The following is a 15,446-nucleotide window of genomic DNA, read 5'->3' as shown; positions in this document are numbered from 1 at the left end:
TCACCGAACCCGATCGCCACAACGTGACTCAGCGGTGGCGGACATCGACCGGCCCGGCCGCCAGACGAGTTTCAGCACGGCCGGGGTGAGCAGCATCCGGATCACCGTAGCGTCCAGCACCAGTGCCGCGATCATCCCGTAGGCGATGTACTTCATCATCACCAGCTCCGAGAACCCGAACGCGCCCGTCACCACGATCAGGATCGCCGCCGCCGACGTGATCACCCCACCGGTGTGCGCGATCCCGTAGCGGATCGCCTCCGGCGGGTCGGCCCCGGCGGCCCGCGCCTCCACCACCCGCGACAGCAGAAACACCTCGTAGTCGGTCGACAACCCGAACACCACGGTCACGATCAGCACCAGCACGGCGAACATCAGCGGGCCCGGCGTGAAATCGAACAGCTCCGCCCCGTGCCCCTCAACGAAAATCCAGGTCAGGATGCCCAGGGTGGCGCCCAGGCCCAGCGCCGACATGGCCACCGCCTTCACCGCCAGGATCAGCGACCGGAACGCCGCGTACATCAACGCCAGCGCGGCCGCCACCAGAATCGCCGCCAACAGCGGCAGTCCGTCGAGCAGCCCGTGGATACTGTCGCGTTCCAGCGCCGGTACCCCGGCCACCATCACCCGCACACCGTCGGGTTCCTCGATACCGCGCAGCACCGCGATCGCGGTATCGGCGGCCCGATCATCGACAAGGCCCGCCTCCAGCACATTGATACCGTCCCGGGTGGGTGCCGCCGGTTCGAACGGGCCGGTCAACCCCGGGGTCGCATTCGCCTGGATACGGATATCGCTCAGCTGCGACGCATCCGCACCGGTCACCACCAGACGCAACGGCTCGGTCCGGAAACCGGGGAACAACACGTCGAAATCCTCCTGCGCCACCCGCGCCGGATTGTCCTGTGCCAGATACTTTTCGCTCAGACCCCCGAACTCGATATACCGAAACGGCACCATCAGCAACAGCAGGCCCAGCACCACCGGAACGATCACCGCCCACGGCCGCGCCATCGCCCATACAGCCAGCCGGGAGAAGATGCCCCGGTCGATCTCGGCTTCCGTACTCGCCCGCGCGAACCGCCGCCACTGCCACAGATCGATCTTCGTACCCGCGACCGCCAGCATCGCCGGAAGTGCGGTCACCGACAACACAGCCGCCAGCAGTACCGAACTGATCCCGCCGTAGGGCACCGACCGCAACACCCCATTCGGGAAGATGAACAGCGCGCCGAGACTGACCGCGATGATCGCCGCCGAGAACAGCACCGTGCGGCCGGCCGTGGCGACCGTCCGCGCCACCGCCTCCTCCACACTGCGTCCGGCCGCCAGCTCCTCCCGGAACCGGGTCACGGTGAAAAGGCCGTAATCGATCGCCAAGCCGAGACTCACCAGTGTCACCACCGCGCTGGCGAAAACATTGACGTCGATATAGCCGGTGAGCATCCGCATGATGCCTTGGGTTCCCAGAATCGTCATCCCGCCGACGAGCACCGGCAGCGACGCGGCCACCACCCCGCCGAACACGAAGTACAGCAGGATCGCGACCAGCGGAAGCGCGATCATCTCCGCCCGCCGGATATCGTCCTGCATCCCGGTGTTGATTCCCTCCACCACCGGCTGCAACCCCGCCGCCTGCACGGTCGTCCCCGCCGGGCCGGTACCCGGGCCGTCCGACGCCAGATCGCCGAGAATCGCCTGATAGTTGTCGACGGTCACCGAACCCTCGCCCCGCAGGCCGATACTGGCGAACGCATGGGTGCGGGAAGCGTCGGCGAACTGCCCCGACAAGGCAGTGTCCCAATAACTGTCGATGCGCAGCACCTCGCCGGGATGTTCCCGCAGCAGACCGGCCAGCTGCGCGGTCACCGCCGCCCGCACCTGCGGATCGTCCACCGTACGGCCCGGCGGCGCGGTGTACAGGGCGATCACGTCACTGTCGGTGTCACGACCGAACGTCGTATCGGCCAACTTCGACGCGGCCACCGATTCACTCGACTCGTCGAACCAGCCCTCCTGGGTCAGCCGGTCCGCTAGATCGCGGCCGTACAGACCCGATACCGCCACCAGGAACAGGAACAGCGCGAGCATCGCGACCCGATGCCGGTACACGAAACGACCCCACCGGTAAGTCCCCGCCGTGAGCATCTCCGCAGGTCCCGCCTAGCCGCACGCCGCAGTTCGGTAATCGGCCGACCGCAGGATCCCGCACAGATCGGTTCGCGACAGCTTCCACGAGCCGTCGAGGAAGATGAAATGCACCACCGTGGTGCGGACCGCGGTCCCGGAACCGTCCTTGTCCAACCGCATTGTCGCGGTCACCGTCCCGTCGTGGTTGTCGAACACCGGGTCGGTCACCCCGTACACCGCCCGCGGATTGTCCTGCAACGCCTTGTACATATCCGGGATAGCCTGAGCGAACGCCTCCCCGTCCTCGATCAGCGCGATACGCTCCGCATCCGGCAGCGCCGGGTCCAGCGCCCGTTTGATCTGGCCGTCCAACTCCGCCGCCGTCGGCAACGCCCGCGCCGCCAGTTCCCGCGACGTCGCCGACGCGGACGCGGACAACGCGGCCTTCGCCGATGCTCGCGCCGACGCCACCGCCTCCTCGTCCACCCCGGACCCGCAGCCGGTGGCCGACACCGCCACCACGAGCAGAATCACGAGTGACATGAATCCGGCGCGCACTCCGCGCACCAGCCGGGAAACAGGCATGTGCCGCATCGCGTCCTGAAAACCATCATTCACTGCATACCCTCGATCACCGACCCGATCCGGGCCAGCAGCGCCCGAACGGTCGGAACATTACGGCCCCGCGGCGGCGGCTGGGCCGCGGGGAGCAGGTCACGCACCAATGCCACCACACTGCGCACATCGTCGAGATCGGTATCGGTCACATGGGATTCCGCGATCGCGACGACATCCTCGGCGCCCGGCACCTCCTCCTGATCGAGATCCGGTCGGTACACCTCCAGCCGCAGCGTCGCCCGCACCGTGCGGAACGCGAAAGTCCGCCCGTCACCGGTATGACCGAATCCGTGCGCGAACGGGCCCGTGGTCACCTCGTCGGCGGAAAAACCCGGCACCTCGTGCATCGTCAACTCCTGACCTCCGCACCGTCTGATCCGTACGGTAACCCGGCCCACAGTTGAGCCCGGCTGCCGACACCCCACATACCCCGCTGCCACCGCGGTCAACCCCGTCGTGATCAGATGATCGAATGCAGCATCGGTCGTTTCCGGACACAACGCAACGGGTCCGGCGCCGCAGCCCTCGCGTTACCGTCGCCGCGACACTGCTCGCCGCCGCGGTCCTGCTGACCGGCTGCTCCGGCGACTCCGAGCCGGGACCCGGCGATGTACCCACCCGCGAACCCGCGACGCCGGCGGTATCACCGCCGGTCACCACCGAGCCCGCCGGGCAGGTGTATCCCGCCCCGGCTCCGCTCACCGCTCTCGTCAGCGACCCCGGCAGCGGAAAACTCGCCGGACTCGACACCGCCGGGACCACCCTCGTCCTCTTCACCCCGGCCACCGAACCCCCCACCACCCAGGAAGTGCGGCTCCCCACGCCCGCCACCACGATCGCCGCGGGAACCCCCGGTGAGATCCTCGCCGCCACCGACGGCGCGATACTGCGCATCGACGCCGCGACCCGGGCCCTCACCCGCATCCCGGTAGACGGGGACCTGCGCAGTGTGCGGTCCCGGCCCGACGGCACCCTCATCGCCGGCACCGCCGACGGCCGCGTCGTAGTTCTCGACCGGACGGGCGAAGTCCGGCAGACAGTGTCCGGTCTGGTCTCCGCCGACACCATCGCCCTCACCGGCGACGCCCTCGCCGTCCTCGACCGCCGCCAGACCCTGCTCACCGAGATATCGCCCGGATACGAGCGGCTCGGGCTCGCGCTGCGGGCCGGTTTCGGCGCCGCGAACCTCGTCGAAGCCCCCTACGACCGGGTTGTGGTCACTGATCCGGACAGCGGCCAACTCCTGGTGTTCACCACCGATCCGCTCGTCCTGCGCCAGCGCTACCCGGTAGGATCGTCGCCTTACGCACTCACCTACGACCGGCGTTCTGACACCGTATGGGCGACGTGCACGCAGAGCAACGAGATCGTCGGCTACGACCTGTCGACGGGAACACCGCGCGAGGTGGGCCGGTACTCCACCGTCCGGCAGCCGAATGCGGTCACCGTCGACGACGCGACCGGCGATCTCTACATCGGCTCCGCGACCGAACCGGGTCTGCAGCGCATCCCCGCGGACCAGCGCAAGAGAGGGCAGTGATGGCATCCACTCGACGTGGCGCGACCTCGCGCACCACGCTCCCGGCCACCTGGGACACCAGCAGCGAAGACTACGAGTACGTACCGCTGCGCCTGCCGCCCGACGTCACCCGGGTCACCGCCTCCATGCGGCTGGCGATCCAGGCCGAATACGGCGGCTGGGAGCTCTCCCGCGTCCGCGCCTACACCGACGGCAGCCGCCGCGTCCTGCTACGCCGCCGCAAGACCGCGCTCGCCGGCCCCGCCGGGCATTCCGCGGAGCTATGAGCGTGCTGTACCGACTACTGCTCCGTGTCATGTTCCTGCTCCCCCCGGAACGCATCCACCGGATCGTCTTCGGCGTGATCCGAGCGGCCACCGCCCTCGCCCCCACCCGAGCCCTGCTGCACCGCCTGTTCGGCGTGGACGACCCCATCCTGCGCACGACCGCGTTCGGAATCGAATTCGAGACCCCGCTCGGCCTGGCCGCCGGATTCGACAAGGACGCCACCGGAGTCGATGCCTGGGGCGCCCTCGGTTTCGGATTCGCCGAGATCGGCACCGTTACCGCCGCCGCCCAGCCCGGCAACCCGCAGCCCCGCCTGTTCCGGCTCCCCGCCGACCGGGCCCTGATCAACCGGATGGGGTTCAACAACCACGGCGCCGCCGCCGCGGCCGCCCGCCTCCACACCCGGACGACGACCGTGCCGATCGGGGCGAATATCGGCAAAACCAAAGTGGTCGACGCCGCGCATGCTGCCGACGACTACGCCACCAGCGCCCGCTTGCTCGGGCCGCTCGCCGATTTCGTGGTCGTCAACGTCAGTTCTCCGAACACCCCGGGACTGCGCGACCTACAGGCCGTGGAATCTCTGCGCCCGGTCCTCACCGCCGTCCTCGACAGCGTGCGGGTGCCGGTTCTGGTCAAGATCGCGCCCGACCTTTCCGACGAGGATATCGACGCGGCCGCCGATCTCGCCGTGGAACTCGGTGTCGCCGGGATCGTGGCCACCAACACCACCATCGGCCGCAGCGGGCTCGCCAGCGACCCCGAGCAGGTCGCCGCGATCGGGGCCGGTGGGCTGTCCGGCCCACCGGTGGCCGACCGCGCTCTCGAAGTGCTGCGGCGGCTGTACGCCCGAGTCGGCGACCGGCTCGTCCTGGTCTCCGTAGGCGGAATAGAAACCCCCGAGCAGGCCTGGGAACGTATCCTCGCCGGCGCCTCCCTCCTTCAGGGCTACACCGGATTCATCTACGGCGGACCGCTGTGGGCCCGGCGCATACATCGGGGAATCGCCGCACAACTGCGAGCTGGGGGCTACCGCAGCCTGGCCGACGCCGTCGGCGCCGGCCACGCCGCACACCGCTGAACGGACGGGGCACTCACGCAGCGGTTCCGCTGCGGACCGCGCCGGGGTCATCCCGATAGGACGCGCCCGGCGCGATCCGATCGTTCATGAACTCGGCTTCCAGCAGCCGAGCCTCCACCCGTTGCGCCAGCAGCACGATCACCTGCTCCCACACGAGGCCCATCAGGTCCACCGACGCCACCGCACGGGCCAGTGCCGGCTCGTCGTGTATCAGCGCGGGATCGGACAAGGTCTCGTCCACGGCCATACCTGCGTAGGCCTGGTCGAACGACAGATAGCGGCCGGGCAACCAGCTCAACTGCCACCAGGACCCGTGCCGTGTCTGCACGCGCTCGGCGAATTCGGGGGAAATCGCACTGGTCATCAGCCAGTCGGTGATGTGGATGGTCACAGCTGCCTCCTAGAGGGGCTCGGCACCGAGACCGGGCCGGAGAATCGGCCGGCACGGCAATCGCTGCCGTCGGGGATGAACGACGAATCGGCGGGGCGCTCAGCGCGCCTTCGCGGAGGACGGCTCCGGATCCGCACTCACACGATCGATACCTCGTCGTGCTTCGCCTCGACGCCCTCTTGACAGGGATTTCCTAACTGCGATCACCAGGCCCTCCCGTTCCTCTTGACCGAGGGAAAACTCCCTTCAAGTCTGTCATTTGACACCACCTCGGTCAATGCGTATGTCAAACGCCCTTTGCATTATGGTTATTGCCAATACCGAACGTGTCGAAACCCGGCCGGCGACGGAACACCAGGAAGGCGAGCCATATGGTCCCCCACGACGACACGGCCATCGTCGCGATCCGCAATATCCTCACCAGGTTGTGCAAACGCTCCGGCCTCAGCGCGGACCGGCTGCGAACGACCGAGATCGACATAAACCCCCTCCTCGACCTGCCCGCCGTGAAGCGATACGCGGAGGAACACAGCACCACCCGCCGCCAAGCCGTCCTCCCCGTCGTACGCGAGCACGCTCGGCGACTGCCACCTACCCATCGCGTGATCACCGACGCCGAATTGTCATTGGGGCTGCTCCGAGAATCCGATCCGGGCGAGACCGATCTGTCCGCGCTCTACTCCCAAGACCTCGGCGCCCGCCGCGAATACCTCTCCGCACACTGGAGCAGGCTGCACCGACTCGCCGCCGCGGACCCGATCCCCCCCGCTCCCACGGTTCGTTCCCTCCGCGCGACCCCCGAACGCCGGGCCTTCACAGCACTGGCCGCACTCCTGGTCACCGGGACCGTTCACACCGACGACCGCTACGGTCGCATCCCCGCACGAGCACAAACAGGAACCCTCACCGTCATCGGCGACGCCGTGATCGACCACGTCTACCAGGTGGACACCATCCCCGACGCCCGCGGTTTCGCCCGCGGTCGCTTCACTGCGAACCCCGGCGGCAAAGGCTTGAATTGTGTTGTCGCCGCAGCACGTCTGGGAATAGATGTCCGATTCATCACCTCGGTCGGCGACGACGAGGGCGGCAGGCGGATCCTCGACTACCTACGCTCCGAGAACATCGATACATCATTGGTGCGAGTGGTACCGAACGCGGCCACGCCGATCACTGCGCTGATCGTGAGCCGCACAGGGATCACCGGCACCATCGCGTGCGCCGATGATCGCAATCGGCTGACCGACACAGAACTCACCGCTCCACTCGTCCGATCCGCCCTCGCCGATTCCGACGCGGTCCTCATCACCCTCGAACCCCCACTGCCGGTCATCGAACAGGCACTGGCAACAGTCCAAGCCCTGGCGGACCCACCACCGGTGCTCGTGACCTCGGCGAAGGTCGATACCCCACAGGTCCTCTACCGCTATCTGTCCTCTGTCGACTACTTGATCGGATCCCTTCGTGAACTGGACTACCTCGTCCCGGAGGTACCCGCCCGCTCCGGCCCACATATCGCGGAGCAACTGCGCATGCTGGGCGCCCGAGCCGTCTGCGTCGTCGAGGACTTCGGCTGCACTGTGCGCTCCGATCAGCTGGCACTCGATATCCCCCGTATGCAGGCCGCCGCACTCACCGATATTCCGGGCTCACGGTCCGCCTTTGTCGGCGCACTCATCTACCGCCTGCTCTCGAACACCCCCGAGCGGGAAACGACAGATCCAGCGCGCCGTTCAGTGAACGAACACGACTTCGCGTGGGCAACCGCCGCCATGGTCGCGACACAATCCTTCGCCGGGGACATTCCCGGCACAATGCCGACGGTCGACGAGGTGGACCGAATCATTCGCCTGACATCCGAAAAACACTGATCTCGATAGGCGCCACACGAGGCGACGTGTACCGAATCGCGACCGCTGACCATACCTCCGAATGCCACTCCGAGGCCGCCGAGACCTACGCTGCGGGCGCCCACGCAGGCAATTCGCCGTACAGGACCCCGAACCCCCGGTAACATAGTGATACACATCACTCCTGCGGCCGACCGTCTCCGGCGGCACCGGTAGTACACGTGTCCGCGGGCACATCCAGCACCGGGATCGGACCATGACCACAGACATCGCCTACCGGCACCACACAGGCACCCTCGTCGACACTGTGCCCGCCGCCTTCCAGCAGACCCTCACCCTCCGCCCGGACGGCGTCGCTCTCCGCACCGTCGGGGACACCCAGCAGATCACCTGGCGCGAATACGGCGCCCGGGTCCGCGTGCTCGCCGCCGGACTGTCCGCACTCGGACTCCACCGCGGCGACACCCTCGGCGTGATGCTCACCAACCGCCCCGAATTCAACCTCCTCGACACCGCGGCCCTACACGTCGGCGCCACCCCGTTCTCCGTCTACAACACCTGCTCGCCCGAACAGATCGCACACGCCTTCACCAACGCCGGAAACAAGATCGTCGTCACCGAACAGCAATTCCTCGACACCATCCACGCCGCGGGTATACCCCTCGACCACATCGTGGTCGTCGACGGTCCCGCGGAGGGCACCGTATCCCTCACCGAACTGGAGACCCACCCCGATCCCGACTTCGACTTCGACGCGGCGTGGCAGGCCGTCGAACCCGGCGACCTGGTCACCATCATCTACACCTCCGGCACCACCGGGCCCTCCAAGGGCGTCGAGCTCACCCACCGGAATGTGCTCGCCCAGATCACCGCACTCAACAGCGGGCCCATGGACGTCGGACTCGACGACCGCGCACTGTCCTACCTGCCCGCGGCGCACGTCGCCGACCGGATATCCGGGCACGCCATCAACCTCGTCACCGGTATCCAGATCACCACCGTCCCTGATCCCCGGGAGATCGCGTCCGCACTACCGGATGCGCGGCCGACCGTATTCTTCGGCGTCCCTCGTGTCTGGCAGAAAATCAAGGGCGGAGTCGAGGCGAAACTGGCCGCCGAAACCGGCGCCGAGAAAGCAATCGCCGACTGGGCGCTGGCCACCGGAATCGCCGCCGCCAGAGCCGACCTCGCCGGCACCGGGCGCGGACCGCTGCTGAACCTGCAACACCGCGTCGCCGAGAAGCTACTGCTCGGCAAGATACGCACCGCTCTCGGCCTCGGCGATCTGCGGGTCGCGTCCTCCGGCGCTGCCCCCATTCCACCGGAAACACTCGAATTCTTCCTCGGACTCGGATTCCGCGTCTCCGAGGTCTGGGGCATGTCGGAAACCAGCGGCGTCGCCACCTACACCGAACTCGACAAGCCGCGGCCCGGCTCGGTAGGCCGCCCGGTCGACGGGATCGAACTCCGGCTCGCCGAGGACGGTGAGGTGCTGGTACGCGGCGAGATCGTCACCCACGGCTACCGCGGCATGCCGGAGAAGACCACAGAGTCCCTGGACGCCGACGGATGGCTACACACGGGCGATATCGGCGTGCTGGCAGATGACGGCTACCTCCGGATCATCGATCGCAAGAAGGAGATGATCATCAACGCGAGCGGCAAGAACATCGCCCCGAGCAATATCGAAAACGCGGTGAAGGCAGCCTCATCGCTCATCGGGCAGGCCGTCGCCCTCGGCGACGCCCAGCCGTACATCACCGCGCTCATCGTGCTCGACGCCGATATGGCAGCGCTACGCGCCAAGGAGATCGACGCCGACGCGGCCGATATAGCGGGCCTCGCCCGCCGGCCCGAAATCATCGAAGACGTACGGGCAGCGGTCGCCGCCGGGAACGCGAAACTGTCCCGGGTCGAACAGATCAAGAAGTTCGTCATCATCGACACGATCTGGGAACCCGGAGGCGCTGAGCTCACTCCGAAGATGTCGCTAAAACGGGTGCCGATCGCCACCGAATACGCGGCGCAGATCACCAGCCTCTACACGGACCCACCACCCGAAGACGTGATCGAAGTGCCGGCCCAATGACGCCCGTGGCCCCGGCGGATACCGCCGGGGCCACGGAACGTCTCGATTCATTTCTGTTCGTAGGTACCCACCAGAACGGCACGCGCCAGGGTATGCGAGAAGAGGTTGAAGCCGAGGAACGCCGGGGAAGCCTCCGGCGGGACGCCCAGCGAATCCACATCCACCGCGTGCACGACGATGAAATACCGGTGCGGACCGTGCCCGGCCGGCGGAGCCGCGCCCACGAATCCCGCGAACCCGCCGTCGTTACGGAGAGTCACCGCGCCCGACGGCACCTCGCCGCCCTCGCTGCCGGCACCCGCGGGCAGATCCGTCACCGAGACCGGGATATCCGCCACGGCCCAATGCCAGAACCCGGACGCGGTAGGCGCGTCGGGATCGTAGACCGTCACCGCGAAGCTCTTCGTCTCCGCCGGAAATCCCGACCAGCTCAGCTGCGGCGACACATCCTTACCACCGGCACCGAAGACACCGCTCACCTGATCGTTGCCGAGGGGCGCACCATCGGACACATCGGCGGAGGTCAAAGCGAAGGACGGTACCGAAGGTAGTGCGTCGTAAGGGTTGTCGGCCATTTTCTCCTCTTTCGAATCGGATCAGCTGTGCAGCAGGAAGTGTTCCAGCACCTGGGTGCCGAATTCGAGTGCATCGACAGGAACACGCTCGTCGACACCGTGGAACAGGGCCGCGAAATCCAGCTCCGGCGGTAACCGCAGTGGCGCGAACCCGAAACACCGGATACCCAGCTGCGCGAACGCTTTCGCATCCGTACCGCCGGAGAGCATGTAGGGAACCGTCCGTCCTTGCGGGTCGTGCGCGAGGATCGCATCACTCATCGCATCCACGAGATGACCGTCGAAGGTCGTTTCGTAGGAGTCGAGTTCAGTGATCCACTCCCGCTCCACATCAGGTCCGATGAGTTCGTCGACCTCGCGTTCGAACGCCGCCTGGCGGCCCGGGATCACCCGGCAGTCCACCACCGCCTCCGCTGTCTGCGGAATGACATTCGCCTTGTATCCCGCGTTCAGCATGGTCGGGTTGGCGGTATCGCGCAGCGTGGCGCCGATGATCCGGGAGATGGACCCCAGCTTGGCCAGTGTGCCCTCGATATCGGGGCTCTCCGGATCGAAGACCAGCCCGGACTCCTCCGATACCGCGGCCAGGAACTCCGTGACCGATTCCGTGAGCACCAGCGGGAAGGTATGGGTGCCCAGACGTGCCACCGCGGCGGCCAGAATAGTGACCGCGTTGTCCTCGTGCAGGAATGACCCGTGGCCGGCACGCGCCTTCGCGCGCAACCGCATCCACCCCAGCCCTTTCTCGGCCGTCTCCACCAGGTAAAGGCGGCGTTCGCCGCCGTCCGGGCGCGGAACCGTGAGCGAGAACCCGCCGACCTCACCAACTGCCTCGGTAACCCCTTCGAACAGGTCGGGCCGGTTCTCCACCAGCCACTGCGAACCCCACTTTCCGCCGTTCTCCTCGTCGGCCAGGAACGCGAAGACCAGATCTCGCGGCGGCACCGTCCCCTCGATCTTGAACTGGCGCGCCACCGCCAGCATCATCCCCACCATGTCCTTCATATCGATCGCGCCTCGGCCCCAGACATAACCGTCTTGCACGGCACCGGAGAACGGGTGCACGCTCCAGTCCGCCGCCTGTGCCGGTACCACATCGAGATGCCCGTGCATCAGCAGCGCGCCGCGGCTCGGATCGGCGCCGGGCAGCCGCGCGAATACGTTTCCGCGCCCGGGCGCGCCGGACTCCACGTACTCGGTGATGTAGCCGGCATCTTCCAGCCGGCTCGCCACCCATTCGGCACACTCCTGTTCGCCCTTGGTGGTCGCGAGATCACCGGTGTTGGAGGTGTCGAACCGGATCAGCGTGCTGACCAGCTCCACCACCTCCGCCACGGCACCAGAACGAGAGGAACCCGAATTATCACCTGTAGCGGCCACGCCCCCTTCCTACCATCTTGGGCGTCTTTGTTTCCTTTTGGTTCGCTTTCCTTTTGGTTCGATCGAGATAGGTCGATACATAGTTAGATGCGCATATCTACGTATGGGCATCTTTTAATTCGGGCTCGATGTGGGCGGCTCTTCGATCCGGTGGGATGGTGCGGGAGAAAACGCCGGGCTCTCGATAGGTACCGCCGGTCGGTTTTTCCAGCGACTCGGCCCCCGCGCCGCTCCCCTGCCGATACCGCAACAAGCACCGGAATCAGACCCACTCCCCTGGTCCCGCACCGAAGGGCTATTCGACCGGCAACTCCGAGAGCACTTTACGAAGGTAGTCCCGGCTCTCCCCCGGGGTGAGCGCGATAACGCTCAGCTTGTTCATCACCGTCATGTAGACCTCGACATCCTGCTTCTTCTCCAGGTAATGCGAGGTGGTGAGTTGCTCCGTGTAGACCATATCGGGGAGTTCGGGCTCCGGGAAACGGAGGATGCTGAAAGAACCGCCGGCCGCAGGATGCCCGCCTACCGAGTACGGCAGCACCTGGATCTTCACATTGGGGCGATCGGAGACGGCGATGAGATGTTCGATCTGATCACGCAGCTCCGGGTAACCGTCGATCGGGCGGCGTAACGCGTTCTCGTCCACCACCGCCCAGAGGGTCGGTGCGGCGGCCCGACTCAAGATGTCCTGGCGGCGCATCCGCATACCCACCCGGCGTTCGGTCTCGTCGTCGTTGCCGAGCGTGATCACCGAACGGGCGTAGGACTCGGTCTGCAGCAGACCCGGCACGAACTGCGCTTCGTAGGTGCGGATGGTCGTGGCGGCCTGTTCGAGGCCGATATAGGTTTCGAACCAGTTCGGCAGCACATCGTTGAACGGCTGCCACCACCCCGGGTCGTTGGCCTTCTTCATCAGGTCCAGATAGACGGCCAGCTTCTCCGGATCGTCGACACCGTACAGCTTCAGCAGATCGAGCAGGTCGCGCTCACGGAAGCGGGTCCGGCCCAACTCCAGCCGGCTGATCTTGGCGTGCGAGCCACGGATATGGTCACCGGCGTCCTCCCGGCTGATTCCGCACGCCTCCCGCAACCGGCGCAATCTGCTACCGAGCGAAATACGCAGCACTGTCGGCCCACGATCGGCTTCCGCCTGATCCGGGATATCGGAATCGTCGTGCTCGTTTGTCATGGTCGCCTCTGGCCAGTTTGTGCTGTGCTGCATCGTACGGCGCCCGCCACCGCCCAACCGCACCGGTCGGCAGGCGATCCTACTCTCTGGTAGGTACATATTTCGGTAACGCGCCCGCCCCGGAGGGGCCGGCAGTCGTGCGGCAACCGGCCGCCGCGGATCTGTGGTTCGAATCCTACAGTGCCGCATACCCTTAGCATCTGTCTGTATGCACGCGGTATCAGGATTACTTCCGTAACTCCCCCACGACACGACGTCCGGTTTCACCTTCAGCGCGAAGACCTGGGGAGACGACACCCGATGACGGCATCGGCAGCAGGAGCGCATACCACTGGGGTAGCGCGTACCTCTCCACTCGACGAAGGTGAACCGGTCGGCTCACTCGGTCCCGGCAACATCTACGCGAATCCGATTCCGAGCGGCACCGAATTCCCTGCCTCTTGTAATGCGTTGGCCGCCAACAATTCACCTGCGCGAGGACGGCGACCCTCGAACGGCCGGATAGGCCGCGGCCCGATAGGATAGTCGCCAGTCACCCGGAACCGGCTGTTACTGCCGAGGCAGCCTGATTCCGCAGTACGTCCGAACGAACAGGATCCGGCCGCGAGTATGTTCCACCGTCCACCGCACGAAACGGTACCGCGCGAATCACACCGCGGTCTCACCGGAGCGGTCGGAATCCAGCCCCTTTCACGTATCCGAAATACCCGAGTGCCTACCGACGGGTACCCGGGGCCGCCCGATCCGCACACCGATGGAGGCCAGAAATGCCCGGCGAAGTCGCGCCCACCGAGGTCCGCACGAAACTCATCGAGGTACTCGGTCATCCGAGCATAGATCTGGCCACCTCCAAGAACGGCGTCAATTGGGCCACCAGCGCCTATTTCGCCACTCTCGACGAAGATCCGTTCCGGCTCACTCTCATCCTGGAGAACAGCGGCCGGACCCTGGATCAGCTCGAGGCCAACCCCAATGTAGGAGTGAAGGTCGTACCCGGCGGGATCGCGGAGCCCTTCGCCCAGGGACTGGGCACGATCACCGTGCGAGCGGAGGCCGACCGGGACGAGACCTTCCAGGCCCTCCTGCGCAAGGAGCCCCGGATCGAACCGTTCCTCGCCACCCCGGTCACCGCGATCGTCGTCGATATCGACTGGTGGCGGGTCACCCATCTGGGCGGCGGCTGGCTTCCGGGCAAGGTCCTCGAGCGCGGCACGGACACCTGAGCGGAAGTCCGAGGGGACCCCGCCGGACAGACGGCCTAACATCGTCCTGTTCGATTCGCAACGTAGAGAGAGGTATTCATGGCCGAACCGGCTCCTCGGACAGGGGTTCGCGTACCGGTCGGAGTGGACACCACCCGGCCGAGCATCGCCCGTGTCTACGACTACAGCCTCGGCGGCAAGGACAACTACGATGTCGACCGCGCCGCTTTCGAGCAGATCCAGCGGATAGCACCGCGACAGGGCGATGTCTCCCGGATGAACCGCCGCTGGCTGCACCGGGTGGTTCGCTACCTGGCCGGACCGGCCGGCATCGATCAGTTCCTCGATATCGGGGCCGGTCTGCCGACAGTGGGCAACACCCATCAAATCGCGCAGCAGGAGAATCCCGAGGCCAAGGTCGTCTATGTCGACAACGACCCGGTCTGCAACGCGCACGGGCGGGTGCTCCTCGAACAGAACGAGAACACCCATTTCGTCTCCGGCGATCTCCTCGAGGAGAACACATTGCTGGAGAACAAGAACGTACTGCAGTACCTGGATCCCGACCGGCCGATCGCGGTGATCCTGTGCGGGCTGCTGCACCACCTGGACGACGAACTGGAACCACCGCGGGTCATGCGGGAATACATCGAGCGGCTACCCGAAGGCTCCTATGTCGCGATCACCAATTTCTGGGATCCCGCCGACGAGAACCCCGAGCTGCACGAGCTGGCAAAACGGCTGGAGCAGGCATTCACCGAGATGGGGCTGGGTTCGGGCTGGTATCGCACCCGCGCACAGCAGCTCGACTACTTCGACGGGCTGGAACTCACCCCGCCCGGTCTGGTGGAACTCGAGGACTGGTGGCCGGCCGGACCGGCTACCCGGCCCCGGCTTCCCGAGGAGAAGGTGATCATCGGCGGAGTCGGTTACAAACGTCCCGTTGAAAAAGTCAGGTTGCACAGCGTGAACGGAAATGATTAGCGAAGAAATTGTTGTCCGCTGGTGCACGGCGCCGGGTTTCCACCCGGCGACCGCCACGACCGGACGACTCCTAATCCTTTTTCGTGCAATTGAATTCACAAACGGGACAGTTGGGCCCGATCGCCGTGCCGACTACACGCATCCGGGATA

Annotated in this window: 14 protein-coding genes; 7 read left to right on the top strand and 7 right to left on the bottom strand. The window is 66.3% G+C overall.

The features are described from left to right. Genes OG405_RS10825 through OG405_RS10815 form a run of 3 tightly spaced genes read right to left on the bottom strand, consistent with a single transcriptional unit; the run spans window position 1 to window position 3,095 of the window. Complete coding sequence (locus OG405_RS10825) at window positions 1–2,148, bottom strand: MMPL family transporter (RefSeq protein WP_327151487.1); 2,148 nt, start codon at window positions 2,146–2,148, stop codon at window positions 1–3. Window positions 2,149–2,163: 15 nt separating this feature from the next. Then, the gene (locus tag OG405_RS10820) at window positions 2,164–2,715 is read right to left on the bottom strand and encodes a hypothetical protein (RefSeq protein WP_327151486.1); all 552 of its coding nucleotides are present in this window, start codon (window positions 2,713–2,715) and stop codon (window positions 2,164–2,166) included. Window positions 2,716–2,744: 29 nt separating this feature from the next. Further along, window positions 2,745–3,095, bottom strand: a complete 351-nt coding sequence (locus tag OG405_RS10815) for a hypothetical protein (RefSeq protein ID WP_327151485.1) — start codon at window positions 3,093–3,095, stop codon at window positions 2,745–2,747. Window positions 3,096–3,220: 125 nt separating this feature from the next. Here OG405_RS10815 and OG405_RS10810 point away from each other — a divergent pair, with 125 nt between their 5' ends. Genes OG405_RS10810 through OG405_RS10800 form a run of 3 tightly spaced genes read left to right on the top strand, consistent with a single transcriptional unit; the run spans window position 3,221 to window position 5,636 of the window. After that, complete coding sequence (locus OG405_RS10810; protein ID WP_327151484.1) at window positions 3,221–4,288, top strand: hypothetical protein; 1,068 nt, start codon at window positions 3,221–3,223, stop codon at window positions 4,286–4,288. Continuing rightward, entirely contained in the window at window positions 4,288–4,554 is a 267-nt protein-coding gene (locus OG405_RS10805; RefSeq protein WP_327151483.1) for a DUF5703 family protein, read from the top strand. The genes OG405_RS10810 and OG405_RS10805 overlap by 1 nt, the downstream gene beginning before the upstream one ends. A gap of 5 nt (window positions 4,555–4,559) precedes the next feature. Continuing rightward, window positions 4,560–5,636, top strand: a complete 1,077-nt coding sequence (locus OG405_RS10800; protein WP_327152300.1) for a quinone-dependent dihydroorotate dehydrogenase — start codon at window positions 4,560–4,562, stop codon at window positions 5,634–5,636. A gap of 13 nt (window positions 5,637–5,649) precedes the next feature. On the opposite strand, the gene OG405_RS10795 is transcribed toward OG405_RS10800, so the two are convergent. Further along, window positions 5,650–6,027 carry a hypothetical protein gene (locus tag OG405_RS10795; RefSeq protein ID WP_327151482.1) on the bottom strand — a complete coding sequence of 126 codons (378 nt, stop codon included), beginning with the start codon at window positions 6,025–6,027 and terminating at the stop codon, window positions 5,650–5,652. A gap of 371 nt (window positions 6,028–6,398) precedes the next feature. On the opposite strand from OG405_RS10795, the gene OG405_RS10790 reads away from it, so the two are divergent. Then, window positions 6,399–7,898: a carbohydrate kinase family protein gene (locus OG405_RS10790; RefSeq protein ID WP_327151481.1), complete on the top strand. Its 1,500-nt coding sequence runs from the start codon at window positions 6,399–6,401 to the stop codon at window positions 7,896–7,898. Window positions 7,899–8,133: 235 nt separating this feature from the next. Further along, entirely contained in the window at window positions 8,134–9,966 is a 1,833-nt protein-coding gene (locus OG405_RS10785; protein WP_327151480.1) for an AMP-dependent synthetase/ligase, read from the top strand. 47 nt (window positions 9,967–10,013) lie between these two features. On the opposite strand, the gene OG405_RS10780 is transcribed toward OG405_RS10785, so the two are convergent. The 3 genes from OG405_RS10780 to OG405_RS10770 all read right to left on the bottom strand — a co-directional run bounded on the left by OG405_RS10780 (window position 10,014) and on the right by OG405_RS10770 (window position 13,110). Next, a complete protein-coding gene (locus OG405_RS10780; RefSeq protein ID WP_327151479.1) occupies window positions 10,014–10,541 on the bottom strand; it encodes a YbhB/YbcL family Raf kinase inhibitor-like protein in 528 nt (175 codons plus the stop codon). A gap of 21 nt (window positions 10,542–10,562) precedes the next feature. Beyond that, window positions 10,563–11,921: a M20/M25/M40 family metallo-hydrolase gene (locus OG405_RS10775; protein WP_442790691.1), complete on the bottom strand. Its 1,359-nt coding sequence runs from the start codon at window positions 11,919–11,921 to the stop codon at window positions 10,563–10,565. Between the two features lie 295 nt (window positions 11,922–12,216). After that, window positions 12,217–13,110, bottom strand: a complete 894-nt coding sequence (locus OG405_RS10770; RefSeq protein ID WP_327151478.1) for a helix-turn-helix domain-containing protein — start codon at window positions 13,108–13,110, stop codon at window positions 12,217–12,219. A gap of 767 nt (window positions 13,111–13,877) precedes the next feature. On the opposite strand from OG405_RS10770, the gene OG405_RS10765 reads away from it, so the two are divergent. After that, window positions 13,878–14,333, top strand: coding sequence for a hypothetical protein (locus OG405_RS10765; RefSeq protein ID WP_327151477.1), 456 nt, complete (start codon window positions 13,878–13,880; stop codon window positions 14,331–14,333). A gap of 78 nt (window positions 14,334–14,411) precedes the next feature. Further along, window positions 14,412–15,296: an SAM-dependent methyltransferase gene (locus tag OG405_RS10760; protein WP_327151476.1), complete on the top strand. Its 885-nt coding sequence runs from the start codon at window positions 14,412–14,414 to the stop codon at window positions 15,294–15,296. Window positions 15,297–15,446: the final 150 nt, after the last annotated feature.

The organism is Nocardia sp. NBC_01329 (genome assembly GCF_035956715.1).
Taxonomy (GTDB): Bacteria; Actinomycetota; Actinomycetes; order Mycobacteriales; family Mycobacteriaceae; genus Nocardia.
The sequence above is the reverse complement of the archived record's forward strand: the minus strand, read 5'-3'. Positions and strand labels throughout refer to the sequence as shown.

What these genes read in the sequence shown, in the direction of transcription:
- OG405_RS10825 (WP_327151487.1), bottom strand. Translation starts at nt 2,148, where the DNA reads ATGCTCACGGCGGGGACTTACCGGTGGGGTCGTTTCGTGTACCGGCAT.
- OG405_RS10820 (WP_327151486.1), bottom strand. Translation starts at nt 2,715, where the DNA reads ATGCCTGTTTCCCGGCTGGTGCGCGGAGTGCGCGCCGGATTCATGTCA.
- OG405_RS10815 (WP_327151485.1), bottom strand. Translation starts at nt 3,095, where the DNA reads ATGCACGAGGTGCCGGGTTTTTCCGCCGACGAGGTGACCACGGGCCCG.
- OG405_RS10810 (WP_327151484.1), top strand. Translation starts at nt 3,221, where the DNA reads ATGCAGCATCGGTCGTTTCCGGACACAACGCAACGGGTCCGGCGCCGC.
- OG405_RS10805 (WP_327151483.1), top strand. Translation starts at nt 4,288, where the DNA reads ATGGCATCCACTCGACGTGGCGCGACCTCGCGCACCACGCTCCCGGCC.
- OG405_RS10790 (WP_327151481.1), top strand. Translation starts at nt 6,399, where the DNA reads ATGGTCCCCCACGACGACACGGCCATCGTCGCGATCCGCAATATCCTC.
- OG405_RS10785 (WP_327151480.1), top strand. Translation starts at nt 8,134, where the DNA reads ATGACCACAGACATCGCCTACCGGCACCACACAGGCACCCTCGTCGAC.
- OG405_RS10780 (WP_327151479.1), bottom strand. Translation starts at nt 10,541, where the DNA reads ATGGCCGACAACCCTTACGACGCACTACCTTCGGTACCGTCCTTCGCT.
- OG405_RS10770 (WP_327151478.1), bottom strand. Translation starts at nt 13,110, where the DNA reads ATGACAAACGAGCACGACGATTCCGATATCCCGGATCAGGCGGAAGCC.
- OG405_RS10765 (WP_327151477.1), top strand. Translation starts at nt 13,878, where the DNA reads ATGCCCGGCGAAGTCGCGCCCACCGAGGTCCGCACGAAACTCATCGAG.
- OG405_RS10760 (WP_327151476.1), top strand. Translation starts at nt 14,412, where the DNA reads ATGGCCGAACCGGCTCCTCGGACAGGGGTTCGCGTACCGGTCGGAGTG.